General features: G+C 60.0%; 19 protein-coding genes and 4 pseudogenes. 12 read left to right on the forward strand and 11 right to left on the reverse strand.

Annotated features, from left to right (window positions below; translation table 11 throughout):
• Positions 1-2: 2 nt before the first annotated feature.
• The 3 genes and pseudogenes from EH209_RS19225 to EH209_RS19240 form a co-directional block, all read right to left on the reverse strand.
• Complete coding sequence (locus EH209_RS19225) at positions 3-1343, reverse strand: hypothetical protein (RefSeq protein WP_249038856.1); 1341 nt, start codon at positions 1341-1343, stop codon at positions 3-5.
• Positions 1344-1795: 452 nt separating this feature from the next.
• Positions 1796-2472 (reverse strand): annotated as a pseudogene (locus EH209_RS19230) (IS6 family transposase).
• A 459-nt stretch (positions 2473-2931) separates the two neighbouring features.
• Positions 2932-4236 carry a dicarboxylate/amino acid:cation symporter gene (locus EH209_RS19240; protein ID WP_126664436.1) on the reverse strand — a complete coding sequence of 435 codons (1305 nt, stop codon included), beginning with the start codon at positions 4234-4236 and terminating at the stop codon, positions 2932-2934.
• A 392-nt stretch (positions 4237-4628) separates the two neighbouring features.
• Here EH209_RS19240 and EH209_RS19245 point away from each other — a divergent pair, with 392 nt between their 5' ends.
• From EH209_RS19245 to EH209_RS19265, 5 genes and pseudogenes are all read left to right on the forward strand, one after another.
• On the forward strand, positions 4629-5468 hold the full coding sequence (locus EH209_RS19245; RefSeq protein ID WP_126664437.1) for a phosphoenolpyruvate hydrolase family protein: 840 nt from the start codon (positions 4629-4631) through the stop codon (positions 5466-5468).
• The gene (locus EH209_RS19250) at positions 5465-5902 is read left to right on the forward strand and encodes a cupin domain-containing protein (protein ID WP_126664438.1); all 438 of its coding nucleotides are present in this window, start codon (positions 5465-5467) and stop codon (positions 5900-5902) included. The genes EH209_RS19245 and EH209_RS19250 overlap by 4 nt, the downstream gene beginning before the upstream one ends.
• Positions 5899-7125 (forward strand): Tm-1-like ATP-binding domain-containing protein, encoded by a 1227-nt coding sequence (locus EH209_RS19255; protein WP_126664439.1) that lies wholly within the window; start codon positions 5899-5901, stop codon positions 7123-7125. Before EH209_RS19250 ends, EH209_RS19255 begins: the two co-directional genes overlap by 4 nt.
• A 385-nt stretch (positions 7126-7510) precedes the next feature.
• Positions 7511-8665, forward strand: coding sequence for a cobalamin-independent methionine synthase II family protein (locus EH209_RS19260; protein ID WP_126664440.1), 1155 nt, complete (start codon positions 7511-7513; stop codon positions 8663-8665).
• 917 nt (positions 8666-9582) lie between these two features.
• Positions 9583-9729 (forward strand): annotated as a pseudogene (locus tag EH209_RS19265) (DsrE/DsrF/DrsH-like family protein); the annotation flags it as partial.
• Positions 9730-10096: 367 nt separating this feature from the next.
• Here EH209_RS19265 and trxA read toward each other — a convergent pair.
• Positions 10097-10456: a thioredoxin gene (gene trxA / locus EH209_RS19270; RefSeq protein WP_126664441.1), complete on the reverse strand. Its 360-nt coding sequence runs from the start codon at positions 10454-10456 to the stop codon at positions 10097-10099.
• Between the two features lie 179 nt (positions 10457-10635).
• Complete coding sequence (locus EH209_RS19275) at positions 10636-11487, reverse strand: hypothetical protein (RefSeq protein WP_126664442.1); 852 nt, start codon at positions 11485-11487, stop codon at positions 10636-10638.
• 125 nt (positions 11488-11612) lie between these two features.
• On the opposite strand from EH209_RS19275, the gene hemG reads away from it, so the two are divergent.
• Positions 11613-12185 carry a menaquinone-dependent protoporphyrinogen IX dehydrogenase gene (hemG, locus tag EH209_RS19280; RefSeq protein WP_126664443.1) on the forward strand — a complete coding sequence of 191 codons (573 nt, stop codon included), beginning with the start codon at positions 11613-11615 and terminating at the stop codon, positions 12183-12185.
• A gap of 61 nt (positions 12186-12246) precedes the next feature.
• On the opposite strand, the gene EH209_RS19285 is transcribed toward hemG, so the two are convergent.
• Positions 12247-12498 carry a DUF7542 family protein gene (locus EH209_RS19285; RefSeq protein WP_126664444.1) on the reverse strand — a complete coding sequence of 84 codons (252 nt, stop codon included), beginning with the start codon at positions 12496-12498 and terminating at the stop codon, positions 12247-12249.
• A 250-nt stretch (positions 12499-12748) separates the two neighbouring features.
• Here EH209_RS19285 and EH209_RS19290 point away from each other — a divergent pair, with 250 nt between their 5' ends.
• Positions 12749-13342, forward strand: coding sequence for an HdeD family acid-resistance protein (locus EH209_RS19290; protein ID WP_126664445.1), 594 nt, complete (start codon positions 12749-12751; stop codon positions 13340-13342).
• An 18-nt stretch (positions 13343-13360) separates the two neighbouring features.
• On the opposite strand, the gene EH209_RS19295 is transcribed toward EH209_RS19290, so the two are convergent.
• Entirely contained in the window at positions 13361-14554 is a 1194-nt protein-coding gene (locus tag EH209_RS19295; RefSeq protein WP_126664446.1) for an NAD(P)/FAD-dependent oxidoreductase, read from the reverse strand.
• Positions 14555-14778: 224 nt separating this feature from the next.
• Between EH209_RS19295 and EH209_RS24250 the strand changes: the two genes are divergently transcribed.
• The 3 genes from EH209_RS24250 (at position 14779) to EH209_RS19305 (ending at position 17626) form a co-directional block, all read left to right on the forward strand.
• Complete coding sequence (locus tag EH209_RS24250; protein WP_164722085.1) at positions 14779-14919, forward strand: hypothetical protein; 141 nt, start codon at positions 14779-14781, stop codon at positions 14917-14919.
• A 2-nt stretch (positions 14920-14921) separates the two neighbouring features.
• Positions 14922-15482 carry a class I SAM-dependent methyltransferase gene (locus EH209_RS19300; RefSeq protein WP_126664447.1) on the forward strand — a complete coding sequence of 187 codons (561 nt, stop codon included), beginning with the start codon at positions 14922-14924 and terminating at the stop codon, positions 15480-15482.
• A 92-nt stretch (positions 15483-15574) separates the two neighbouring features.
• Positions 15575-17626, forward strand: a complete 2052-nt coding sequence (locus tag EH209_RS19305; protein ID WP_126664448.1) for an ATP-binding protein — start codon at positions 15575-15577, stop codon at positions 17624-17626.
• 94 nt (positions 17627-17720) lie between these two features.
• Here EH209_RS19305 and EH209_RS19310 read toward each other — a convergent pair whose 3' ends face one another.
• Positions 17721-18185 (reverse strand): nucleoside deaminase, encoded by a 465-nt coding sequence (locus tag EH209_RS19310; RefSeq protein WP_126664449.1) that lies wholly within the window; start codon positions 18183-18185, stop codon positions 17721-17723.
• Positions 18186-18603: 418 nt separating this feature from the next.
• A complete protein-coding gene (gfo6, locus tag EH209_RS19315; RefSeq protein ID WP_126664450.1) occupies positions 18604-19674 on the reverse strand; it encodes a D-xylose 1-dehydrogenase Gfo6 in 1071 nt (356 codons plus the stop codon).
• 852 nt (positions 19675-20526) lie between these two features.
• On the opposite strand from gfo6, the pseudogene EH209_RS19325 reads away from it, so the two are divergent.
• A pseudogene (locus EH209_RS19325) lies at positions 20527-20990 on the forward strand (DDE-type integrase/transposase/recombinase); the annotation flags it as partial.
• A gap of 112 nt (positions 20991-21102) precedes the next feature.
• A pseudogene (locus EH209_RS19330) lies at positions 21103-21420 on the forward strand (transposase); the annotation flags it as partial.
• 116 nt (positions 21421-21536) lie between these two features.
• Here EH209_RS19330 and EH209_RS19335 read toward each other — a convergent pair.
• Complete coding sequence (locus EH209_RS19335) at positions 21537-22736, reverse strand: carboxylate--amine ligase (RefSeq protein WP_126664451.1); 1200 nt, start codon at positions 22734-22736, stop codon at positions 21537-21539.
• Entirely contained in the window at positions 22726-24648 is a 1923-nt protein-coding gene (locus EH209_RS19340) for an asparagine synthase-related protein (RefSeq protein WP_126664452.1), read from the reverse strand. The genes EH209_RS19335 and EH209_RS19340 overlap by 11 nt, the downstream gene beginning before the upstream one ends.
• Positions 24649-25755 lie beyond the last annotated feature (1107 nt).

Consider the following 25755-nt stretch of genomic DNA (forward strand, 5'->3'; position numbering starts at 1 on the left):
AATCATTCCATTTGATAGTCCTGGTATCGCTGTACAGCTATCTGGTACGCAGTTTTTGTTACAATAGCAGCAATAAGGGTTGTGAGAAGAAGCGAACCAAGACGGACAGCAATGATTGGTATTCCAATTACACCTGCACTCTCATACACTGACGGTAGATTCCCCAAATAAGCTGGTACGCCCACGAGAGACACACCCACAAAGGTTGCCCCAAGCCTGATGAATTGTGCCCATCCCATTTCCGCGTATGCCGGGACCTCGGTGAAAAGAGCCGGGACAGGGCCAAATTCCCTGCGCTTTACTCCCATTCCAACAGCGATGTTGATTGAGGCAGTACATGCACAGAGAGCCACACCGACAACTACGAGCATCGTCATCCCAACGAAATTTACGGAACTTATCACGCTAATAGGAAAGACGGCCACTGTAACAACCGGAACGCTAACGACAACTGTAGCCAGAAGTAATCCGCTGACGAATTGTCGTCCATTGACCGTCGTAAAGAGCATTGGCAAGACACGATACTTGTTCCCGATGGGGTTTAATCCGAATATGATTCCTGTTCCAAGCCCAAAAGAGAGCACTACTAACAGCAGTAGTGGAATGCCAATGAGACTGAATAGCGGCAGAAGTATCATTATAGCGAACAAGAATACAAAGACGGGATATAGAAGACCATTCGGTGCACGTCGCTCCATAAGCCAACGCTCTCGGGCGACGGTGAGGACAGGCTGTGAGACGTGATCGCCAAGTAATTGTTCCAGCCGCCCCCCTCCAACAAGGGTGTGTGAGCTGTGGTTTCCTGTTGAAGTGACTGGTTCGGTTTCCCAGATCCGGCGAATGAGTACAGTTGCTATACCTTCTAGAAGTAGAATTGTAGGGACAATGACGCCAAGTGCGATCAGACCGCGACGTGGCTCAATATTCACCTCACTACCGGCACCGAAGAGCGCGAGATCGATAATCCAAGATAGTGAAAGTGATCCAAGGGACGCAATTAACGGGATAACTGACTCCAACGTATCCCAAAAGAGGATCACGATCCCAAGCACGATCGTCCATCCAAACAGATTGAGGAAATCTCTGTAAAAGTTTCTTCTGGCTAGATGTATTCCAATGAGATATGCAATGAGCCTGCCTACAACCCCAAGTGTGGTGGCAAGGGTTGCTAGACTTGCAATCGCTATAATGATAGTAGATGCGACTGTTGGAGAACGAAGTCCAAGTGCGGTTCCAACTGCAACACCAAACACTGGCAAAGCAAGCAGAATGGCTACATAAGTCCATACAAAAATCTGCAGTCCAAGGGCAGCAGTTCTTACTGGAACCGTAGTAAGAAGCATTTCGAGTTCCAGATGTTCGAATCGCGTATGTAGTAAGGAAAAACCTTGCGATAATAACAATATGAAGACAAGACTAACACCGATCAATAGTCTAGTGGTCGGTATTGGATGACCTGAAGCAAGATTGCGGCCTAACGAGTAGCTGACTAATCCAAGTACGATAGCACAGGAAAGTAACACTCCGGAAAAGATGATTTGCCTTTTATTCCCATATAAATTGTGTTTGCGGAAGTGGCATACCAATTCGGTACGAGCAATCCGTTTACTATGTTGTAACCAGGATCGAATTTCCATCTCTTATCAAAATTTTTATATTTATTTTCTTTAAATTTGACCAATTCGTTTTCTCCACTAGGTCGAAACGCCTGTATCAATATATGTCCTTCTGTATTAATTAAATTCTATATTATTTATATTTAAATGGACTATGATAGCGGTCGTGTTGGCACTGTCTAGTTCTGCACCTCCTCAACTGGGACGTTTCCATTGAGAGCTTGATGCGGTCTCTGGTGGTTGTAGTAATGTACGAACTGTTCAAACCATTCTCGGACGCTCGCCCGACTGCCCACCCACGAATTATGAAAGCGGTCGATACGCATTTTGAGCGTGTGAAACTACTTTCGATGAGGTTTCGATCGGTATAGTTGACCTGACCGCTCAGTCCAACTCGCGCGAGGGCAGTCCGATAGCCAAATTGATCGACGAGAAACTCAGCCTCGGAGAGCTCGTGTTTTTCGCGGAGTTTCTGCAGAAACGCAGTCGCCGGATCAGTGCCATGTCGACTAAACAGTGCAACGTCAAGAATCAACTTTGTCTCGATGTCTATTGCAGCATATAGCCAAGACCACTCTCCGTTGATCTTAACAGCGGTTTCGTCGACAGCGACCCGCGACGGCGATGCCGTCGGCGGGTCGCGTCCGCTGTCAGCCAGCCGAGGAACCCCGTTCCAAACCGCTCCGTGAGAGCGTTCAACGCCTAATTCAGCAAGAATCGTTGTTGTCTCCCGAATCGAACAACCGGTCTGGTGGAGGCGGACGGCAAACGCCCTGACGGGCGTCGCCGTCCGCTCCTTCTCCCAAGATTCTTCTAAATCCATCTCATAGCTCTCGCTGAGCAGGTCTGTGAGCATCAACCAACTCAATATTACGACCTGCTTACTTCTCAAACTGGCTCAACTAGACAGTGCCCATTACCGGAAAATGTGATAAATCCTAACGTTCCCGCCGATCCAGCAAGACTTCGCCCGGAGTTACGCCATCGCCATCTGCCGCTATTGGCCGATCAGGGATTCATCAACTGGGAGACTGACCCGTTGAGAGCATCGCGCGGCCCACAGTTCGATCACGTTTCTATCGTATTCGAGGCATTACACGCAGCCTCGATCGATATCCCAGATCCGTTAGTGATCGGTTGTCAGCGACTTGTACAGGAACGACAGGAAATCGATCGGTGAATTCCACTCCGATCGCGTTTCGTTCGCGCACCTAATCACCAAACCACCCTATTCGTAGAGGAGGCTGCCGGTAATCGGATCGATCGCGAGCAGTTGCCGGGGACAGGCCCGCACCAGGTCCCCCGTCTCGCTGCGTTAGTCGTCGCCGGGGATGATCGTGCTGCCGTCGGTCGGTATCTGCGTCCAGACACCGCCATCGAAATCGATCGCATCGTTCCACTTGCCGACAACAGTCGCGACCGCGAGATCGCCAGTGACATTGTTCATCGTTGCGATGCGGCCGAGGATCGGATCGACACCGGCGACGAACCCGACCACCGCAAGCGGAAGACCGACTTGATTGAGTACCACGGTGAGCATGACGATCCCCGCTCCGGGGACGCCGGCAGTGCCGATGCTGATGAGTACGGCGACGATCAGGACGAGCACTTGCTCGGAGAGCACAAGTGGTTGTCCGACCATGTTCGCAGCGAATACGACGGTAATCGCTTGCCTGATGGCGGCGCCGTCCATATTCGCCGTGGCACCGACTGGGAGCGCGAACGAGTAGACGTGCTCCTTGATGCGCAGGTCCTCTTCGGCGTTGGTCATCGTCACTGGTAGTGTCCCGCTTGACGAGCGGGTGGCGAAGGCGGTCACCATCGCGTCCTTCGCGCCGACGAGGAACGCGAGCGGGGAGACGTTCGCGACCACACCCATGAGGAAGAGCAGGTACGTAAACCCGATGTGCACGACGACGGCGATCGCGACCGCGAGTACGAGCTCGCCGAGCGACGAGAACACGCCGATACCCTCGGTGCCGATCCCGGAAGCCATGAGCGCGAACACGCCGATCACGCCGTACTCGAGGACACCACGAACGACAACGAACATCGCCTCGGCGCCGATTTCGAACGCCTCGAATACTGAGTCGACACGATTTGCGAGCTCATCCTGTTGGGCGCGTACGTAGGTGAGTGCAATACCGAAGACGATCACGAAGAAGACGGTCGCAAGCAGGTTCCCCTCGGCCATCGCGGTGACGGGATTGCTCGGGACGATACCGAGTATGACTTCGGTGAGTGAGGGGGGCGCTTGGGACTCGGCTTCACCGCCGGTAAACTCGACGCCGCGACCGGGTTGAAGAATGTTCGCAACGCCGAGTCCGATGGCGCCCGCGATGGTGGTCGTTACTGCGTAGAGGCCAACGGTCGCACCACCGATCCGACTGAGTCGGGCTGGCGATAGCTGGCGAATCCCAGTCAGCAGCGTGAAAACGATGATCGGGATCACCAGCATATTGAGTAGCCGGAGGAAAAGGTCTCCAAGCGGTTCGACGATCGTCATCCGTTCGCCGAAAACGATCCCCGCGACAGATCCGAGAACGAACGCGAGTGCGATGCGATAGATCAACGATACCGACCGATACCGCTGCCACAATAGACCGACTGTCGAGGACATGAGCGAAACCAGGGTTTGTCTATATAAACTGCTGTCCTTCTCGCCTGTATTTGAAGCAGTCTACGACGCCGCCCGTCTGTGGCTATTGTTCTCAGTGGGAGCGGGAGGAGATCGCTGGACAAACGTCCTAGCGAACGAATTCGGCCGTCAACATCTCTCAGATCGGTAGTAGAGCAGCGCCGTGGACTCGTAGAAAACGGCCACCGTTGCCGATGGATCCTTCACGATGATCGATCCACCCAGCCGTATCAGGCCGACGGACTACACACCCTCGCTCGCTCCGAACGCAAACGGCTTGCGTCGCAGCGGCCTTCGGTTCGTCTGCCGACTCTCACTGATTTTCCTACTCGAGGAAAGATTAAAGCGTTGTCATGTGGTCGGCAACAGTTGTCATGGAGTTTACGTGCAAGGAAGCGGTCCGACGACTCGAGGAGACGGTATCGAACGACGAGCCGATCATCGGCGCCGGGGCGGGGACGGGGATGTCGGCGAAGTTCGCCGAGCGCGGCGGGGTCGACCTGCTGATCATCTACAACTCGGGCCGGTACCGGATGAACGGCCGCGGCTCGCTGGCGGGCCTGCTGCCGTACGGCGACGCCAACGAGATCGTGGTCGACATGGGCCGGCAGGTGCTGCCGGTCGTGGAGGACACGCCCGTGCTGGCGGGGGTCAACGGAACGGACCCGTTCCGCCAGATGGACGTCTTCATCGAGGATCTCAAGCGCCGCGGGTTCTCCGGTGTCCAGAACTTCCCGACCGTCGGCCTCATCGACGAGGATAGCCAATTCCGCCGGAACCTCGAGGAGACGAAGATGGGCTACGACAAGGAGGTCGAGATGATCCGGGAGGCCGCCGAGCAGGACATGCTCACGTGTCCGTACGTCTTCACCGAGGAGCAGGCACAGGAGATGACCGAGGCCGGCGCGGACGTGATCGTCTCGCACATGGGGCTGACAACGTCGGGCGACATCGGCGCCGAGACGGCGCTCGACCTCGACGCGGCGGCCGAGCGAGTGCAGGCCCACCACGACGCCGCCAAAGCGGTCAGCGACGACGTGCTCGTCATCTGCCACGGCGGGCCGATCGCCTGGCCGGACGACGCCGAGTACGTCCTGAACGAGACGGAGGGCGTCGTCGGCTTCTTCGGGGCCTCCAGCCTCGAGCGGCTGCCGACCGAGGAGGCCATCGAGAACCAGGCCCGCGAGTTCAAATCGATGGAGTTCCGACCATGACTGAGACGCACTTCGTCGAACCGGACGACGTCGAGAGCCTGGCGTTCGACTGGGGCGTCCTCAAGTGGCTGCACACCCCCGAGGTCACCGGCGGCGACCGCTTCAGCGCGGGCGTCGTGAAACTCGAGCCGGGGAAGGGCCACGAGCGCCACACCCACCCCGAGAGCGACGAGATCCTCTACGTCCTGCGCGGGGAGGGGAAACAGGAGGTCGGCGAGGTGACCCGCGAGATCGCGGCCGGCGAACTGGTGTTCGTTCCGGAGGGTGTCGAACACGGGACGATGAACACCGGCTGGGAGCCGCTATTCCTCCTCGCGGTTTACGCGCCGCCGGGCCCGGAAGCCGAACTGCGGGAGCTGCCGGAGTGCGAGGTCGTCCCCGCCGGCGAACTGCCGACTGCGGAAACCGCCACCTCGAACGACTCCGATCCATGAGCGTCGTCATCATCGGAACGCTGGACACGAAAGCGGAGGAGACCGGCTTCGCCAGGGACGTCCTCGAGGCCCAGGGCGTCGACGCCCACGTCGTCGACGCGGGCGTGATGGGCGAACCAGGACCTGAGGTCGACCCGGAGACGACCGCAAGCGAGGTCGCCGACGCGGCGGGGACGACCCTCGAGCACCTCCGCGAGGAGGCCGACCGCGGCGAGGCGATGGAGGCGATGGGAGAGGGCGCGGCCGAGATCGCCCGGCGGCTCCGCGACGAGGGCGTCCTCGACGGCGTCTTCGGATTGGGCGGGTCGGGTAACACTTCGATCGCGACGGCGGCCATGCGGGCGCTGCCCGTCGGCGTGCCGAAGGTCATGGTTTCGACGATGGCGTCGGGCGATACGGAGCCCTACGTCGATGCCCGAGACGTTACGATGATGTACTCGGTCGCGGATATCGAGGGGCTGAACCAGCTTTCGCGGCGGATCATCTCTAACGCCGCGCTGGCGATGGTTGGCATGGTCTCGAACGATCCCGACGTCGACGCAGAAGAGCGACCGACGATCGCCGTGACGATGTTCGGCGTCACGACACCCTGCGTGCAGGCGGCCCGCGAGCGACTCGAGGAGATGGGCTACGAGGTGATCGTCTTCCACGCTACCGGGACCGGCGGACGTGCGATGGAGTCGCTCGTCGAGGAGGGCGTCGTCGACGGCGTGCTCGACGTCACGACGACCGAGTGGGCCGACGAACTGGTCGGCGGCGTCTTGAGCGCCGGCCCGAACCGACTCGAGGCGGCCGGAGACGAGGGCATCCCGCAGGTCGTGTCGACGGGCGCGCTCGACATGGTCAACTTCGGCCCTCGTGATTCGGTCCCCAAGGAGTTCGAGGGGCGTCAGTTCCACGTCCACAACCCGCAGGTGACGCTCATTCGGACGACGCCCGAGGAAAACGCCGAACTCGGGGAAATCATCGCCGAGAAGCTCAACGCTGCGACCGGACCCACCGCGCTCGCCCTCCCCCTCGAGGGCGTCTCGGCGATCGATGTCGCGGGCGAGGACTTCCACGACCCCGAGGCCGACGCGACGCTGTTCGACGCGCTCCGGTCGTCGCTCGACGAGGACGTCGAACTGCTCGAGGTGGAGACCGACATCAACGACGAATCCTTCGCAGAGACGCTGGCGGAGACGCTCGACGGGTACATGCGAGCGGCCGGACGGGCCCCGTGACGCCGATCGCGGAGTGATCGATCACCGTCCGCCCGGAATCCGGACGGCTCGGTCCGCAGCGAATCGGCGGACGATCGCGCTCTCCGCGTGGTGATAGACCTCGAATCACTGGTGTCTCCGTGCGACTCGTGCCGACGCGTAGACCGAACCGAAACTCTGTTCACCAACTGGAGGAGTGTTCCGTCGGAACTGGAGCTGCTGGTGCTTTGGTCGGTGTTCCCGGAGCGGGTGGGCCGCCACAGGTAGTCGGTCACGACCGGTGTCTCGTCGTCGCGCTCCTCGTTTCGACCGTCGGTGACTCGCTCTGACCGCCGCGGGTGCCGTCAGCCGAGTAAGTACCACTAGTTATATTATGAACCAGAACTATTACTCACGGGAGTACCCAATGACGACTACGGAAGACCGAATTCGCACGACGCACATCGGGAGCCTCCCGCGACCGCCGGAACTGCTCGACCTGCTCACGGCGCGCCAGAACGGCGACGCTGTCGACGAAGACGAGTGGGACGAAACCGTCGCGGACGCCACGAAAGACGTCCTCGAGCGACAGGCCGAGGCCGGACTCGACATCGTTAACAACGGTGAACAGCCGCGGGTCTCGTTCAACTGGTACGTCGCGGACCGACTGAGCGGGATCGAGGGCGAGCGCGAGCAAGAGCTCTGGGCCGACCTCCAGGAGTTCCCCGACTACGCCGAGGAGACGTTCCAGACCGACGTCATCGACCTCTCGATGCAGCCCGTCGTCTCCGGTCCTGTCGAGTACACCGGCTACGAGGAGGCCGAAGCCGAACTCGAGGGATTCCGGAACGCGCTCGAGGCCGTCGACGCTGACTTCGAGGGGACGTTCGTCACCTCGGCGTCGCCGAGCATCGTCGCGACCACGCACGTCGACGACCATTACGACTCCTACGAGGAATTCCTCTTCGCCGTCGCGGATGCGATGGCCGAAGAGTACGAACTCGTCGCCGAGACCGGGATGACCCTCCAGATCGACGCCCCCGAACTCCTCACCATCGGCCAGACGGCGGCCTACGCGGACGAACCCCTCGAGGAGATTCGAGAGGCCACGCGCCTCCACGTCGAGGCACTCAACGAGGCGCTGGCGGGGATCCCTGAAGAGCAGGTTCGCCTCCACACCTGCTGGGGAAGCTACGAGGGCCCCCACCACCTCGACGCGGATCTCGTCGACCTCCTGCCGGAGATCTACGAGGCCGACATCACGGGGCTGAGCGTCGAACAGGCCAACCCCCGACACCAACACGAGTACCGCGCGTTCGCCGAACAGCCGCTTCCAGACGGGTGGACGCTGCTGCCCGGCGTCGTCGACGTGAAGACGAACATCATCGACCACCCGGAGACGATCGCGGACCGCCTCGAGCGCGTGGCCGACGCGGTCGATGAGTCAACGCCGATCGTCGCCGCGCCCGACTGCGGGTTCGGCACGCAGGCCGGCCTCGGGATGGTCGACCCCGAAATCGCGTGGGCGAAACTCGAGGCGCTCGTCGAGGGCGCCGAGATCGCGACCGACCGCCTCGATTGATCGGTCACCGCCGACGACCGTCGCAGCGCGGGACTCGCGTGATCGCCCGGGGACGGTCGCTCTTGTCAAACGCGGTCGCTTCCGATATCGATCGACGGTTGTGTCCTTCGACTCGAGAGCCGTGAAGCGAGGATAGCTCGGTATGGGTGACTGGTCGTAAACTGCTCTTCCAGTTCACCGTATCTGGCCGTCCGTTCCGCCGTCGTGGAATCACCGCCCCGTGTTGGTTTATTGGTGAGACGGTTCGTTTGCACCTCCCAGACACAGCAGCGGACAGATCGTGTGCTAAACTAATTAATAAACAGAACTATAACATAATTAAATTGGTGCTTTAGATTAAAGACGTGAATATGTGTCTCTCAGAGGGGAAGTAGGATCAGCGAAGTATGATAGTCTACTCGTATTATGGAACCTGGCCAAATATCGCCGGCGGGCGACAATCGACGGCCTGTTCGTTCTAAACAGGACTCCGCATCAGTCACTGTTAACTCATGCGACACCACGGGACTCCGAAGACGCTTGTTTCTGAAACTGGCCGGTACAAGCTCCTTACCGATCGCGACCGGCTCTGTTCCGACAGCGAAAGCGAACCGAGACACCAGCCGGTACGGCACCGATGTGTACAGGAATGGCACGTACGGGGGAGTCAAACTCGTACCGACGTAACGGACAGCGGACCGGAAGTAGAGACGAGACGTTCGACGAACGTAACTTCCACCGGAGCAATACTTACCGGTGCTGTCTCAATTATCGGTGAGACCACACTGTCAGGTGTTCGTTCGAATGGCGTCCGATCGGGGATTCTAGCTGGACCGACACGTCCGCCCAGTCGCTTACGGAAAGTGGTTCGTTCGAGGAGGTAGTGACCGACCTCTCCCCTACTACCGAGTACGAGTTCCGTGCGGTCGTCGAGACGAACGCCGATCGACCTGCAGGTCTGCCAGATGACGATCGAGTTGCTGGACGACGACGAGGACGACTGCTGCGACGGTGTGACGACTGGCGTCGGCACAGCTACCGTCCTGAAACACGTGGCCGAATCAGACATCCAGCTCCTCGTCTAATCCGTAGCTGACACCGAGTTCGCGCCCGAAGCCGAGTCTACAGGCCTCGAGACGGTCGCCGACGCAGAACGCAATTGTCACGCTGAAAGAGACGGGGTGGATGCCCGTCGGTGGAGATGTGCCTCTGACAGAGTGTAGCGTTTCGAATACTGCACTGCCTACACCCGTTTTGACACTCAGGATCGCTCGACATCACTCTTTCGTATTATAGTGTAACTTCCACAATAATAGCTGCGCCGCCTCCCGAACGAGGGGATCGTTTAGATCCGGGGCCAGCCCTCGTGGCGGAGACAGCTGCCGAAGCTCGACGACGTCGGAGCCGACGATCACTCCGTCGCGGAGGTCGCCGTCGACTCCGTGCGCCTGTCTATTCCGCGTATTCTTCGATCAGACCGCGGAGTCGGTCCTCTGGCAGCGCGCCGGTGTGCTGTTCGACCTGCTCACCGTCCGCGAAGAGAGCGAGCGTCGGGACGCCGCGAACGCCGTAGGCGGCCGCCAGTTGCTGGTGTTCGTCGACGTCGACCTTCGCGATCACGGCCGCGGTCTCGTCGGCCAGCCCCTCGAGGACCGGCTCGAGCATCTGGCAGGGACCGCACCAGTCGGCGTAGAAGTCCACGAGCACGACGTCGTACGCCGTGGTGACGTCCTCGAGGTGGTCCTCGCCTTCGACGTGGAGCGGTTCGTCGGTCGACTCTCCCGCAGCGCCGCCGCGTGCATCGGTTGCCATCGTCTCTCCGTACGAGCCGACGGCGTTTAAGGGTTTTGCGTATATTATGCAATACACTGTGGCGGCGCTTAGTGTCGCCATCGGGTCTCACTCGGACCGTTACCGGGCCCCGAGATCGGATGAATCGGAGAGGAAGGGAGGAAATGGGGGTCACCAAATTCCCTCCCTCCGCGGCGTTCTCATTCGTCACCCGTCGACGCGTTCGAGACCGGCCTCGAGTCGGACGGGATCGACCGGAGAAATCGAACCATCAGCGCGACGCTTCCGATCGTCAGCGCGCCGAAAATGACGATCTGAGGGACGGGAACGGCCTGTCCGTCTCGGATCATGAAAACCGCCATCGTCAGTACCGCTCCGCCGAGCGTGGCGATCTTCACGAGGAGGACGGCGGTGAACGCGTACCCGTAGGGTCGGTCGGCCCGTAGCCAGTACGCGGTGAGGACGAACGCGGGAACGATGATCCCGAGATCTAACGCGTAGATGACGGACGTGGGGAGCCCGGCCTCGGCGATACTCGGCGGGATCGTCCCGGAGCGAATCGCGGGGAGGAGTTCCGAGAGCCAGAGGAACGCTATCAGGACGGCCAGTAGCAGGTGGAAGACGACGTACATCCGAACGGACCGCTGTCTCACCGATCGCTTCAGCGCGGTCGCGTCCAGTCGGACCATCCCGCCGACGAACGTGAAGAGCGTCAGCCAGAGCAGCGTCGTGTAGACCAGGTAGAGCTCGTTGAACGCCGTCATGAACGAGTAGGAGGCGTAGGTGTAGAGCAGGTAGCCGGTCACACCCAGCCAGACGACGTAGCCGCGCAGCGATCCCCGCGTCGCGAAGTACAGCGACAGGACGAGGGCCGGCAGCGCGACGACGAGCGTCAGTAGGTCCTGTCCGTACACCTGCGGGAGGAGCACCGGCGCGTCGCGATAGAACCCGGGGACGAACAGACCGACAATCGTCGCGATCGCGGTCAGGAGAACGATTGCCACTGTAGCGAGAACGTACGGACACGGAACCGACGGACGAGCAGCGGTCATGCAGCTACGGGTTCTTCGGTCAATCCCCTGTACCTACCGCAGCGATCGGTATCAATTGCTGGTCACCTTCGGTTAGCCGAACGTGCCGGACCAACGTTTTTCGCCGTGCCGATGGAATCCGCCGTATGGTATCTATCCTCGTACTATACGGGACGGGCGAGGGCCAGACGGCGAAAGTCGCCGAGACCATCGCCGAAGCGCTCGAGGAGCGCGGTCACGAGGCGACCGTGACCGACGTCGCAGCCGAGTCGGGGTCGGTCGACGTCGACGAGTTCGACGCGGTGCTGGTGGGCGCGTCGATCCACGTCGGGAAACAGCAGGCCGCGATCCGAACCTTCGTGACGGAACGCCGCGACGCCCTCGAGTCGTGTCCGACGGGGTTTTTCCAGGTGTCGCTGTCGTCGGCGACGGACGACGAAGCGCAGCGCGCGGAGGCCGCAGGCTACGTCGATGCGTTCGTCGAGGAGACGGGGTGGCAACCCGACCGCGTCGGCCTCTTCGGAGGGGCCCTCCGGTATTCGAAGTACGGGTTCCTGAAGCGGTTAGTGATGAAGCGGATCGCCAAGGAGGCCACCGGTGATACGGACACAGCTCGGGACTACGAGTACACCGACTGGGAGGAGGTCGAGACGTTCGCGAACGACTTCGCCGCATTTGTCGAGGGACGACTCGGCGTCGCACCGCCGTCGTCGGAGTAACCGACGTCGACGGGAGCAAGGTATCCGAGCAAGCGACGAACCGCGGACTCGAGGCCGGTCGTCACGGCTCGTCGTCGGGTTGGCGCCAGTCGAGAAGCGGCGAGTCCGAATTCGCACAGTCGGGCTCGCCGCAGATTCCCGCGTCGGCACCCGCTCGTTCGACGCCGGCGGCGACGCGCTCGATCTTCCAGTCGGCCTCGTGACCCGTCGCCGACTCGTGGTCGTTGAGTGCGACGCGTGCACTGCCCAGGTTCGCGAACGACTCGCGGAACTCGCAGTCGCGACATTCGAGCACGACGCTGTCCTCGTCCATACAGGACGATCGGCCCAACGCGATGAAAACGCTCCGGTCACGTTTTCAATTGACACTCACTCGTCAGCCGCTCAACAACTCATTGCAGCAACGGTGGTATCAAGAGCACCGCCGCCGCGACGACCGCAATGATGGGATCACTTCGGACTCAAGCGGTCTCGGTTTCGGACCGGTCCGTTTCCCGGACAAACTGTCAATCAGTGTATATAGTATATATCCTTGCATGACGTTAGAGAAACTGGTGAACTACATGAGTACAGTAACTGCGAACACCGAAACGAACGCGCTCGAAACGGAATGGAAAATGCTGGCGGTCGCGGGCGGAATCATCGCGATCCTCGGCATCCTCGCCATGGGACTCCCGTTCGTGACCGGCGTCGCGACGACGTACCTCGTCGGATCGCTCCTGGTGCTCGGCGGACTCGTCCACGGGAGTCGCGCCGTCGCCACGCGCGGAGAAAGCGGAACGCTCTGGCAACTGACGCTCGCTGCGGTCTCGGTTCTGGGCGGTATCGCGGCGCTCGTGAACCCGATCGTCGGCCTGCTGACGCTCACGCTCCTGGTCATCGCGTACCTGCTCGTCGACGCCGTCGTCGAGTTCGGAGCGGCCCTTCGCATGGGACGCGAATCGGGTCGGGGATGGATCGCCGCCAGCGGCGCGCTCTCGCTCGTCCTGGCCGTTCTTCTCCTGGCCGGATTCCCCGCTGACGCCGTCTGGGTCGTCGGCCTCGCCGTCGGCGTGAATCTGTTCGTGACGGGGCTCTCGATGGTCGCCGTGGCGTACGGCGGCCGCCGCCTCGCTCACGACGTCACCCCGCCGACGGGCGAATCCCGTAGCGCGTGAACCGAATTCCCCTTTTTGCTACGCGACGTACTCCCACGAGCCGGTGTAGGCGCCGTACAGGCGTCGAAGCATGCCGGCGTCGGCGAGCAGTTCGATCGCGGTCGACGGTCGACTCGCGACGCGTCGCATCACGGTCGCGGGTCGGCGCGTAACATCGTCGATCGTCAATCCCTCGAGCGCCGCTGCGACCGAGGCCAGGAGGTCGGGGTCCTCGTGTTCGACCCACGCGCCGCGCATCAGCCGTGCGAGCCGGTACTCGGACCGCATCAGCTCGTACAGTTTCCGCGGGTACGCCGACTCGTTTCCGTCGGCGATCAGCGCCGCGAGGAGGTACGCCGATCTGATCCCCTGACAGATCCCTTCGCCCTGATACCGGTTGGCGATCCCGGCCGCGTCGCCGACGAGAAACACGTCGTGCTCGGAGTCGTAGGTGCGGGCGGGATCGAGGCTCGGCCCCCTCGGGATGGTGGCGATATTCACGTCCGCCCGGTCCGGGACAGGAAACGAGTTCCGCTCAGCCGCGGCCTCGAGCGCGCCGAAGTAGTCGTCGGGCCGCCGGTCGCCCGCCCAGCCGATGCCGACGTTCGCGTGATGATCGGTCTTCGGAAACGCCCAGGCGTAGCCAACGTATCCCTCGAAGAAGATCCGCGGCCAGTTCGCGTACGCCGAGAAGTCGCCCTCGACCGTCGCGTTGAGCGCGATCATGTCGCCGGTGTATTCGCGCATCTCTCCGCTCGCTTTGAGCGTCAGGGACGGCTGTCCGGTCGCGTCGATGACGTAGTCGTACGTCTCCACGATGTCGGCGTACTCGCTGGGTGAGATCGATCGGCCGGTCCGGAATTCGACGCCTCTGGCTTCCAACTCCGCCGCCCACCGTCGTTCGACGACGGGTCGCTCGCAGACGTAGCCGGGCTCGCACCGAACGTTCGACGTCGCGAGCGGTCCGGCGTCGCGCGGACGGTTGGTCCCCTCGTACACGCGAAGTTGGAATCCGTCGACATCGTTGACGAACCCGTTTTCGGGCGTCTTCTCGAGCGGGACCAGCGTCGCGTCGTTGATCGCCTCGCCGCAGTCCACGCGCTTCTCGTCGTACTCCTGACGCTCGTAGACGGTCACCCGGTCTACGTCCGCGAGTCGGCGCAGACCCGTTGCCGCCGCGAGTCCCGAAACCGATCCGCCGAGCACCGCCGCAGTCGGCTGCGTGTCGTCCATCGCTGTGTCCCCGCCCGAAACCAACCGTCTCGATGGTAATGAGACTAGTTGATTCTCCATCACTTTCGGACACTCACGGGACGAGAGGGGTCTCGTCGGCCGAACGATTCTCGGGTGCTGGCGGCGACTCGAGTCGACTCTGAGAGCGTTTCTCATCGACGACTGCGACATCGGGGGACGTAGGACCAGAAACAGTTTTCATGATCGGCCCAATACTGTACAGTATGACGCTTCCCATCGATTCTGGCCGTCGCGGTTCGATCTCTCGGATCGCACGGTTCGTCGGAACGACACTGGACGAGCAGATAGCTGGAATCGTCGTCGAGGCCAGCGAACTCATCGAGAATGTCACGGAGGAGCCGTAACCGTGGGCTACCACACGTTCGACGCCGGGCGGGCGGACAAGCTCGAACGGGCCGAACGGCGATACCGATTCCTCTCGGCCGAGGAACTGCTGTGGGCGCTCTCGCTCTCGCCGGACGACACCGTCGCCGACCTCGGCAGCGGGACCGGTTTCTTCACCGACGACGTCGCGCCCCACGCCGGCGCGGTCCACGCGGTCGACGTTCAGGAGGCGATGCACGAGTACTACCGAGAGAAGGGCGTCCCGGAGAACGTTGCCCTCGTGACCAGCGACGTGAGTGACCTCCCGTTCGACGACGACGCACTCGACGCCGCGTTCTCGACGATGACCTACCACGAGTTCGCGAGCGACGACGCGCTCGCGGAACTCCGACGGGTCCTCGCGCCCGGCGGGCGACTCGTCGTCGTCGACTGGGCCGCGACCGGCTCTGGCGAGGACGGGCCGCCGGTCGACGAGCGATACGGCGCCGACGAGGCGGCGACCGCTCTCCGCGACGCCGGGTTCGATATCGAACACGAGGCCGTCCGCTCGGAAACGTTCCTGTTGATCGCGACGCTCGAGTGAGTTTCCAGCCCCGTTTCACCAGTTTTTGATACTTCGTAACTCCCTTTCAGAAACCGACAAGGTAAACCACGTCTATCATATAGTGGATCCAAATGAGTCGTGGTGGGAAACAATCTATAACCGATGCGATCGGTGACGTCACCCGAGCGTTGGTTCCGACCATCACCGAACCCGAGATGCGCCAACACGTTTGCGAGGCGTTCGTCGCGTCGGAGGTGTACTCCGTTGCGTGGATCGGCCGCTATCTGCCGGAGCGAGACGACGTGGTTCCGAACGCCTCCGCCGGGATTGCGGAGCAGACGCTCGAGGACGTCTCCACCGCCGAGGAGTCGCCTCGAGCGGAACTGACGAACGAGGCGGTGCGCACACAGGAGATTACGGTCCGACGGAATCTCGTCGACGATCCGCCTTGCGATGAGTGGCGCGACCACGCCCTCGAGCACGACTACCGAACCTGTGCGGCGATCCCGCTCGTTTACGAGGGGACGCTGTACGGCGTCTTGCAGCTGGCTACCGACCGGCCACGCGGGTTCGAGACGGCCGAGCGAGAATCGCTCGCGGAACTGGGCGTCACGATCGCCTACGCCCTCGATGATGCGGAGTCGCCCGCGAACACTGACCGCGACGAGAGCGCGGAAGCGGCGGAAGAGATGACGGAGGTACCCATCGAGGCCGAGCAGAAACGACGGCTCTACGAGACTATTATCTCTAGCACGCCCGATCTCGTCTACGCCTTCGATCTCGACTACCGCTTCATCTTCGCCAACGACGCGCTGCTGGAGATGTGGGGCCAAACCTACGACGAGTCCATCGGCAACACCTTGCGAGAAAACGGCTACGAGCCGTGGCACGCGGAGATGCACGAACGCGAGATCGACCGGATCGTGGAGACGAAAGAGCCCATCCGTGGCGAAGTCGCGTTCGAACACGCCGAACACGGCCGCCGAATCTACGACTACATCTTCGCACCGGTGCTCGACGACGAGGGCGAGGTCGAAATCATCGCCGGGACGACGCGCGATATCACCGAGCGCAAGGAAGCCGAGGAGGCGCTTCAGAAGAGCAAGGAGCGATTCCGCGCGCTGGTCACCGCGAGTTCGGACGTCGTCTATCGCATGAGCCCGGACTGGAGCGAAATGCACGAACTCGAGGGCAAGGAATTCATCGCCGATACGCAGGAATCGACCAGCGACTGGCTCGACAAATACATCCATCCGGACGATCAGGAACGCGTCACGGCGGCCATCGACGAAGCCATCCGGACCAAGAGCACCTTCGAACTGGAACACCAAATAGAGCAGGTCGACGGCAGCCTGGGCTGGACGTTCTCGCGTGCGGTACCGATGCTGGACGAGGACGGCGAGATCGTCGAGTGGGTCGGGATGGCGAGCGACATCACCGACCGCAAGGAGTACGAGCGGGAACTCGAACAAACCAACGCGCAACTGAAACGCTCGAACCAGGAACTCAAGCGATTCGCTCACGCCGCTTCCCACGACCTCCAGGAGCCGTTACGGATGGTCTCGAGCTATCTGCAGCTACTCGAACAGCGGTACGGAGACGACCTCGACACCGACGCGACGGAGTTCATCGAGTTCGCCGTCGACGGCGCGGATCGCATGCGGGCAATGGTCGACGCGCTGCTCGAATATTCGCAGGTAAGCACCCGCGAGAACGACTTCGAGTCGGTCGACTGCGAGGCGGTCCTCGAGCAGGCGACGGAGAATCTCCGGATGGCGATCGAGGAACGCGAGGCCTCCATCACGTCGGACGAACTGCCCACCGTGAGCGGCGACGAACGCCAACTGATTCAACTCTTCCAGAACATCCTCGATAACGCCATCACGTACGCGGGCGACGAGCCGCCGACCGTCCACGTCTCCGCCGAGCGACGGGACGGCGAGTGGCTGTTTTCGGTCCGCGACGACGGGATCGGGATCGATCCCGAGAAGACGGAGGACATCTTCGAGGTCTTCAACCGCCTTCACGCTCCCGACGAGTACGGCGGAACCGGTATCGGTCTCGCTATCTGCAAACGCATTGTGATGACCCACGACGGCCGCATCTGGGTCGAGTCCGACCCCGGCGAGGGGACGACGTTCTCCTTCACGATTCCAGACGGCACTGGTGGAGAAACGACATAGCGTACGTGTACTGTGGCTCAGCTTGGTGTGGCTCCGTTCGGTGCGTCTACCGTCGTATCGTTGAATCGGATGCCTCGAGCCGTGAGATGATGGGTTACCAGTCGTACTCGTGGTGGAGCTGGCGCCCCTCCTCGTTCAGCACGGGGCCGGTAACATCGCTGACGCCGTCGAGAATCTCCGCCGACCGGACCGTCGGTTCGCTGTCGGTGAAGGCCGGGAGTTCGTCGCTGCCAACGCTGTAGACGACCCGTCCGAACCCGGCGCTGATCATCCCGCCGGCGCACATCGGACACGGCTCCGTGCTCGTGTACATGACCGTCTCGGCGCGTTCGTCCGGGTCGAGTTCTCGACACGCCCGATACGCGAGGTGGAGCTCCGGATGGCGGCGAATGTCGTCTTCCGTGACCACGCGATTCGAATCGGCCATGATGACCGTATCGTCCCGGACGAGCACCGTCCCGAACGGTCGGTCACCGCGATCGACGGCCTCGCGAGCGAGTTCGAAGGCCCGGCGCATGTGCGCCTCGTGGTCGAACTCATCGACGGTCGGTTCAGACATGTCTGTACAGTGGCTCGAGCAGCTACATAAACCGTGGTGGACCGACGTGTGAGAGCGTCCGGAGTGTTGTCACTGCTGTCGCCGATCGTCACCCCCTCGACGGACGCTTGCGAATGCACCGGTGTCCCGCCGGTGAGCACGTTCACCGGCGTTTCTGTCTCGTCGGTGAATAGGATGTCTTCGAAGGTGTGTGTCCCGAGGATCGCGTCGGGGGCCAACTTGAAATTGTTGAATAAATTATCAGTTCCTTCTGGAGTCATCAAATCAGGAGCCTACAGCGGGGCTCAGTCATCTCACCCCCGAAAAACAACTTCTGCTGTGAGTGCCAGAAAAGGGTTCACAGTATTCATGTCCGGGATTCCCGAATCAGTCAGTACAGACACATACGTGGTCGATCGTCACCAGTTTTCTATCTCGTTCACAGGTCGAGTGTGACGCGTTGTCCTCTCTCAGCGGATTCGTAGAGGGCACGGATGACGCGCATGTCGACCATACCGTGTTCGCCGTCAGGTTCGGGGTCGAGACCACGCTGGAGGCGGTTGGCGAAGTAGTCGAACTCCTCGCGCATCTGGTCGACCGGCTCCGGCTGATACTCACTCTCGATGTCCGGTCCGGATACCCGGAGCACTTTCTGGGTGTTCGGGAAGAAGAGCCCCTCGATGCTCAGTTCACCTTCGGTGCCGACGAACCGGAGGCTCGAGGTCACTGTCGCGCTGTGCGTGACTGTACACGAGGCGAGCTTTCCGTCGGGGAACTCTAGCTGGAACGCTGCGTGCTCGTCGGTTCCCTCGTAGGCCGGCTGTTCGGACTCCGTCCGGGCGTACACCGCTTGGGGATCTTCCTTCAGGATGAACCGGATCGTGTTTAGCGGGTAGATCCCAATATCGTTGAGCGTCGTCCCGCCGGCAAGGTCGGGGTCGAACCGCCAACTCGTCTCGTCGGCGGCGTCGAGGATCGTGTCCGACATGTGCCCGAGTATCGAGACGACATCGCCGATTGCGCCGTCCCGGATCAGTTCTCGGGCACGGCGGGCCACCGGTTCGGTCTGGAGTCGGTAGGCGACCATCAGCGGGACATCCGCTTCCCGGCAGGCGTCGACGAGTGCCTGAGCGTCCTCGACGGTCGCTTCCAGGGGTTTCTCGCAGAGGATCGCCTTATCGTGCGCGGCCGCGGCTTCGACGTGGTCCCGGTGGAGTCCGTTCGGCGTGCAGATGTACACCGCGTCGTAGGCATCGGTTGCCGCGCCGTCGGCATACTCGTCGTAAGTGAGGGTACCCTCGATCCCCTCCAGGTCAGCTGCGGCCTCCTCAGCCTTCTCCGTACTGGAACTGACCAGGACCGTCGTCGTGCAATAGTCCGCGTTTTCGACGGCAGGGACCGCGTGCTCGCGCGTCCACCACCCGAGTCCGACCATGGCGAACCGGATCGGATCGGCGTCTGTGGGGTGTTCCCAGTCGCGAGCACTGAAACTGTCGAGATCGAACTCCATGAGCGAGGATTTGCTGCCATAACAGATAGTCTTCACGCACGAGGAGCTACCAATCGAGTAGAGACGATTTCTGGGAGCGTATCCGACAATTCAGTCTCCTACGAGTGCGGTCGTAGTACTTGAAGTTTTATCTGAGTACAACGCCTCAATATCGTGCTTCGCGGCCCAATCGATGAACGCGCTCGTGGATTGGTCGAGTCTGCGTTCCGCCGCTTCGCTTGCCTTATCACCGACTTCTGCGGCCCGTCTAGTTGCTTCCTTGGCCTCTGTCACTACGCCGTGAGAGATCTGCGATGTACGTGGACTGGAACGACACCTTCCCATACTTCGGTAATTCTGAGTCAGACCGTTTCAATCGATATGTGGACCATACCGAGGAGTGCTACATCGGCTGCATTCCCAGATCGATGTTGTAGGGACCGATGCTTCTGGTGTGGTATTATGCTCTTCGAAGGTGTGAATCGTCTCTTCGTCGCAGTGTCGACAGTCAAGTCACGTTTTGTGTGAAATGTTTGGCTCTGTTGTGGCCAGATTCGATCCGGATGTCTCCTGTAGCACAAGTGCAGGAACGAACCACCGACGTGAATCCTCGAGTGCGGCCAATTCTTCGCTGTCAGCAATTGCGTCCCCCCACTCGTTGTAAAGAATCGGCAACTCTCTATCGGCTGTCGCCCATCCTGTGATATCTTGGTCCTCGACGGCGTCAAGTTGCTCGAGCGGCTCTGTTGAAACCCTCAAACTGTGATAGGAACGGCATGCTGAATATACGCTGCAGAGACAGGAGCGGTAGCTGGGCACCGTCTAGTTAGCACAGTTTGAGGAACGAGTAGGTCGGAGAGCGAGGTTGGAACTATGCTTGCAGACCTTCTCAGCGGGTGCTATGCGGCGGAATTTGATGAAGCTTGAGAACGGGAGCGGACGGCGACGTTCACAAGAGCGTAGCTCTTGTGCAGCCCATTAGAACGCGGAGCGTTCTGAGGACGCCCGTCAGGGCGTTCGCTGTCCGGTTCCATGCGACTGGTTGTTCTCTTCGAGAGACACAAGCAATTCTTCGCTCATTCGGCAGTGAAAGGTCTCATCAAGCAATCTGGTACTGGGTTCATTGGCTGGCTGACAGCGTTCCAGACCCGCTGACGGTTTCGCCGTCGCGGGTCGCGGTTGATGAAACCGCTGTCAGGATTAACGGCAACCGATCTTGGATGTACGCTGCAATAGACATCGACACGAAACTCATCCTCGATGTAGCGCTCTTTGAACGGCGGGGCACCGATCCAGCTGCTGCGTTTCTACATGGACGTACCGCGAAACACGATCTATATCACGGCGAACGAGGCCACTTTTGTGACAACATCTAACAAAGAAAAAGAGGCCGGTGGGTACAATACTTCTGACGAACCACTGCCAGTGTAGGTATTTGCGGATGGTACTATCCAGCCGATCAGTCCACATAATGCCTGCTCATGTCAGCATCCATTCCCTCAAATTCTGGATGAAAAAGATGTCTTTGAGACCGCTAAAGCGACTCAAAAGGTTGAAGACCGAATTGAGAAACTCAGAAAGGACGTGCAACTGAAGCAAACAATACTAGACGAGACGTACAACCTACGGAGCGGAGTCGAGCGAATCAACGACGCAGTCAAGGACTGCGGCCTCGAGCACGTTCATGCCCAAGGCCGCGTTCACGCACGAGCGCGGTTCCCCGCACTATGTCTTCGCCTCGTCATCACAATCACCACCTATGGATGAGGAGATAATCCAGGAAGTACTGTGATCATAGTGTGGAAACTCTTCTATGACTCCCTATAACCGACAGCAAGTGCATGAAGTCCTTGAGACCGAGATCCAGTATCAGTATGAAATGGTCAGCCGAGCCGGCTGATCACCGTGCTCTTGAGCTCGCTGCGGATCTGTCGGGCGATCGGACGCGGGTCGTCGAGGTGGAGATAATCGAAGCCAGGGTCGTTGTAACACGAGCGTAGGATCTTAGCCGCGCGTCCTGGCAACGAAGGCCGCTCGACGAACGGAGACTCCTCGCGGGCGATACTGACGAGGTGCTCCAGCTCGCCGTACAGATAGTGCGTGCTGACGCCAGTCTCGTAGCTAGGACTGATTAGTCCAGAACGATCGGTAGCTGTATACCAGTACCAAGCGGGGAAATCCGCCCCCGCACAGGTCGCACAGGCCAGCGACTGCCACATCCGTGGATTGATCTCAACGATGGTAAACTCTCCAGTTTCGGCATCCTCGACGTACTCGATACAGGCCAGCCCATGCCACTCGAGTTCATCGAGGATCGCTCGGCCAGTTTCCTCAAGTTCGGGAATGTCAACTGACTCGCGATAGACGCCGCCGCTACCGGTGTAGGAATCTCCCCGGAGCTGTTTGTGCTGGAAAGTCCCGAGGGGTTCGCCATGGTCGTACAGCGCTCCGAAGAGGTACTCCTCGCCATCGATGTATTCCTGAACAATCGGTTCATGGCCCATCTTCTCGACGAGTGCGTCGATGTCAGGCGTCTCGCCTGCCGGGATATGTTCAACCGATTTAGCAATCCCGGAATCTTCGAACGCCATGTCCTCAAGGTACTCGTCAGTGAGTAAGTTATACCGGGATTTGATGATCCGGTCACCGCTCCAGTCGGTGACCTCGCCGAGCAGTTGCGTATCTGGGATTGCCACGTCCGCCCGAGCGGCCGCCTCCGTGAGGTGCTTCCGGTCGTGGACGTCCCGCAGCCTCTCGAGGTCTGGGACGACGACGTCGACGTGGCGGTCGAACTCGTCGGCGAACTTCGAGAGAAGGTACGTATCGTGTGGCCGGTGGGGGATAATCGTTCTGACGTCTGGCCGAGCGGCCAGTCCCAGTAGCGAATCCTTGTACGCTGGGAGGTCACTCGGCGCCGGAACTAGCACCGATTCGTCGCAGTACCGGGAGGTTGTGACGCTCAAAGACTCGTCAGCGACCGCGGCGATCGTGTGCAGGCCGCAGTCAGCCAGCGAACGGATCGAAGCGTATCCGTGGGGATACCGTGAGGCGGTGACGACGACTGCGTCGCGCTCAGCAGACATCGTCGAACTCCCCCCTCTCGAGCGACCAAAAACTGGAGTCCGTTACGTCGGTTTTCTGCGTGCGATCTGTTTCGGGTTCGAGAATGCGTTTCGTGACTGGCATCGTGAGTAGTGTCAACAGCGTGTATAGTTCGCCGACGCGGTTTTGGCCGCGCAGGTGGGTACGGTACCGGTCGTCAATTCTGTCAGCGTCGAGGCCGGGGAGCTCGTCGGCGAGGTTGGCAGTTCGTTCGAAGACGTTCCCCGCGAACGGCTCCGAGCGGAGCAGTTCGGCGTCGTCCAGCCAGGGACCGTTAGTTAGGTACGGCTTCGGTGATGTCTGGTTGCGAATGTGTTTGTCCCATAGCTCCAGCAGATGTCTGCCAGCGTATTTGATCGGGAACGATCGTGAGAGCGCGACACCGGTGGTTGCGTGGGGAATCGCTGCCAGGTCGGGCGTAAGACGATCGACCGCCTGCCCGATAAGATCCCGTCGGAGTCGGTATCGGACCGGCATCGACAGAGAGAGGTCGATAATACGGTTATCGAGAAACGGCGACTGGTAGGGAAGCATCCGGTGGAGATCAGTATGGAATCGCAGGTCGTCGTCGTTTGAGAGCGGATAGCAGTCGCCGTAGTAGACGAGTTCGTTGAGGGAGTTGTACGTGACACCGTGGTGGATAATTTGCTTGCCCTCTCGGTAGATATTTGCCTCGAGGATCGACTGGAGATCCGTCGAGGTGGGAAGATCGTCGTGGGCCGATTCGAGCAGCAAATTGATGTATTCGTCGACCGTCTCGATCGATTGCTCGATCGGCACCGTTACCGACCCGAGCGGGCCGGCTGACACTGTCGGAGAAGGGACGCTATAGTCATGGAACAGCGAGTCGGCATATAGTCCCGACAGGAGTCCGTCGACTCGGTTGGTGATCTCTGTTTCGAAACCGCTAGTGTAGGGCTGGGTGAACCAGCCGTTGAACGAGCCAGCCCACCGGTTGCGCTTGAGGGCGTCGATCCGGTATTTGGCTCCTCGGTCGAGTACCTCGAAGTCAGCGTCGGCCTCGAGGGCGACCCGTTCAGCGGTGCGGGCCTCGCGATTCATCCAGTCGTTCATGTGGAACGCGGTCGCATCCTCGAGGGTGGCTAGAACGAGCCGCGAGTCTCGACCCCCTGAAAGCAAGACGCCGTACTCGCGGTCGTCGCGGGTCCACTCGTCGACGACTGTACGGAACCGACGCACGAACTCGTCGACGAACCACTCAAAGGACTCATCGCGCGGGCAATATTCGGGCCGCCAGTACTGGTCGCTCTGAGTCGTACCGTCAACTAGCGAAATAGTCGTGATCGTACCCGGCTGGAGTTTCTCGACGCCTTCGAGAGGAGTTGTCACCCCGAATGTGCGCCGAAAGGCAAGATATTCGTGGAGGTACGCCGAATTGAAGGCGGTATCAACGTCCGGGTGGTACGGAAGAAATTGGATATTCGTCGAGAAGACGATTGTCTCCTCGTCCGGCCGTATCCAATAGAGTGGCACCGTCCCGAACCGGTCGGTACAAAGAGTGAGCCGATCGTGCTCACGATCATAGATCAGGAGTGTGAACGTGCCGTTGAGGCCGTTGACAAAGCGCAGTCCGTCGCGCTGGTACAGCGACACACAGTACTGTGCAGGGTCAACATTGGCAGACCGTGTCCTGTATCCGCCGGGTTCGCCAATGGCACTCGCGTCATAGCCATATATGTCGCCAATCACCCAGCAACGGAGCGGCTCATCGCCGTCGCAGGACTGGCTTGCGGTGTGACACCGACCTGGATCAGCCGTGAGTGCCACGTTGTCGGTCACATGCTGAATACCGTCGTCAGATAAATCCCATTCCCCTAGTGTATCCTCTAATTCCGTTCCGTGAATATCAATAATACCGTATGTTCCATTCATTGTTTAATTTATTGCTATTGCAAATATATTTTAAAAATGGTTCTTGGAATTAGTTCTTCACAATCCCCTCGTATAAGTAGTTCGGTTGTCATCTTTTAAGAGATCATCAACTAATTCGGTCTAAGTTACTAATTCTGTTCTGATGGAGTTGTTATTGGCAGCATAACTATACTATCCAAGCGAGAATTTGTAAATTGATTGTTTATAGGCACACAATGATTGTGAACACATACATTATCTATATGAGGAACCTCTGGGTTGGGGAGCCACTAATCAGGCACTGGCCTGGATCCTCGTCGTGTGAGGCCTTGAGGACGAGCTGAGATGCCTGCAGCGACGCAACCTCGTTACGACGGAGACCCAACCGCACAGCGCGAGTACCAGTAATTCTTCACCGGGAGACTCGACAGCGTTGTAGATTCGGCGGACTTGCCGGCTCGAAAGGGCAGAGTTGTCTTTCTTTTCTCGGGTCCAGTTGTATTCCGCATCGGTGTCTGAAGCTGAGTTGAAAGCGGCTTTCGCCCGCTGTTCGAGGTGATCGTAGAACTGGTCTTCGGGAATTGCCTCGAGATCGGCTTCGGACTCGACTGTCCACGGACTCTGTTCGACGAGTTCGTCGATCGAGCCGAAGGTTCTTGCTCTTATCGACTAATAAACAAGAGTTTGAGTGAATATAGCGGTGTCTGTATTATCCCTCCTCTCCCTGTTCGAGCGGGTGGGAGGAACAAGCCCCAAGGTTGTTTATCAGTCATAGTTCCGACGATAGTACCGGTTCAACCGATACGACCACCCGGAAACCTGACCTTCCTCTACGGTCTGTGTACCACTTCACAGAACATTCAGGCCTTACTGGGAGGGACTAGTATCGAGGCCAGCTGTCAACTGGTGCTGTGTCTGGATCCCTGTGTGGAACCGCTGGACGATCTCGGACAGGTGCTCCGGACACGCCAGCGGAATAACGGCCCCATCCTGAACTTGGACCAGAGGATGCGGCGAGTTATACGGGGAGAGGCGGCAACTGGGACACGACACTCCGCCAGCCGGTCGATGATGCAGAAGATCGGCCGTGTCTTCGGACGTCAATCCACAGACCGAAGAGAACTGTTC

Source organism: Haloterrigena salifodinae (assembly GCF_003977755.1).
In the GTDB taxonomy this organism is placed as follows: domain Archaea; phylum Halobacteriota; class Halobacteria; order Halobacteriales; family Natrialbaceae; genus Haloterrigena; species Haloterrigena salifodinae.

Excerpts from the sequence above, each read along its gene's own strand:
- trxA (WP_126664441.1), bottom strand. The coding sequence starts at position 10,456 with ATGGCAACCGATGCACGCGGCGGCGCTGCGGGAGAGTCGACCGACGAA.
- EH209_RS19240 (WP_126664436.1), bottom strand. The coding sequence starts at position 4,236 with ATGTCCTCGACAGTCGGTCTATTGTGGCAGCGGTATCGGTCGGTATCG.
- gfo6 (WP_126664450.1), bottom strand. The coding sequence starts at position 19,674 with ATGGAGTTCGATCTCGACAGTTTCAGTGCTCGCGACTGGGAACACCCC.
- EH209_RS19255 (WP_126664439.1), top strand. The coding sequence starts at position 5,899 with ATGAGCGTCGTCATCATCGGAACGCTGGACACGAAAGCGGAGGAGACC.
- EH209_RS19340 (WP_126664452.1), bottom strand. The coding sequence starts at position 24,648 with ATGAATGGAACATACGGTATTATTGATATTCACGGAACGGAATTAGAG.
- EH209_RS19335 (WP_126664451.1), bottom strand. The coding sequence starts at position 22,736 with ATGTCTGCTGAGCGCGACGCAGTCGTCGTCACCGCCTCACGGTATCCC.
- EH209_RS19295 (WP_126664446.1), bottom strand. The coding sequence starts at position 14,554 with ATGGACGACACGCAGCCGACTGCGGCGGTGCTCGGCGGATCGGTTTCG.
- EH209_RS19275 (WP_126664442.1), bottom strand. The coding sequence starts at position 11,487 with ATGACCGCTGCTCGTCCGTCGGTTCCGTGTCCGTACGTTCTCGCTACA.
- EH209_RS19260 (WP_126664440.1), top strand. The coding sequence starts at position 7,511 with ATGACGACTACGGAAGACCGAATTCGCACGACGCACATCGGGAGCCTC.
- EH209_RS19305 (WP_126664448.1), top strand. The coding sequence starts at position 15,575 with ATGAGTCGTGGTGGGAAACAATCTATAACCGATGCGATCGGTGACGTC.
- EH209_RS24250 (WP_164722085.1), top strand. The coding sequence starts at position 14,779 with ATGACGCTTCCCATCGATTCTGGCCGTCGCGGTTCGATCTCTCGGATC.
- EH209_RS19290 (WP_126664445.1), top strand. The coding sequence starts at position 12,749 with ATGAGTACAGTAACTGCGAACACCGAAACGAACGCGCTCGAAACGGAA.
- EH209_RS19310 (WP_126664449.1), bottom strand. The coding sequence starts at position 18,185 with ATGTCTGAACCGACCGTCGATGAGTTCGACCACGAGGCGCACATGCGC.
- EH209_RS19285 (WP_126664444.1), bottom strand. The coding sequence starts at position 12,498 with ATGGACGAGGACAGCGTCGTGCTCGAATGTCGCGACTGCGAGTTCCGC.
- EH209_RS19245 (WP_126664437.1), top strand. The coding sequence starts at position 4,629 with ATGGAGTTTACGTGCAAGGAAGCGGTCCGACGACTCGAGGAGACGGTA.
- EH209_RS19225 (WP_249038856.1), bottom strand. The coding sequence starts at position 1,343 with ATGCTTCTTACTACGGTTCCAGTAAGAACTGCTGCCCTTGGACTGCAG.
- EH209_RS19250 (WP_126664438.1), top strand. The coding sequence starts at position 5,465 with ATGACTGAGACGCACTTCGTCGAACCGGACGACGTCGAGAGCCTGGCG.
- hemG (WP_126664443.1), top strand. The coding sequence starts at position 11,613 with ATGGTATCTATCCTCGTACTATACGGGACGGGCGAGGGCCAGACGGCG.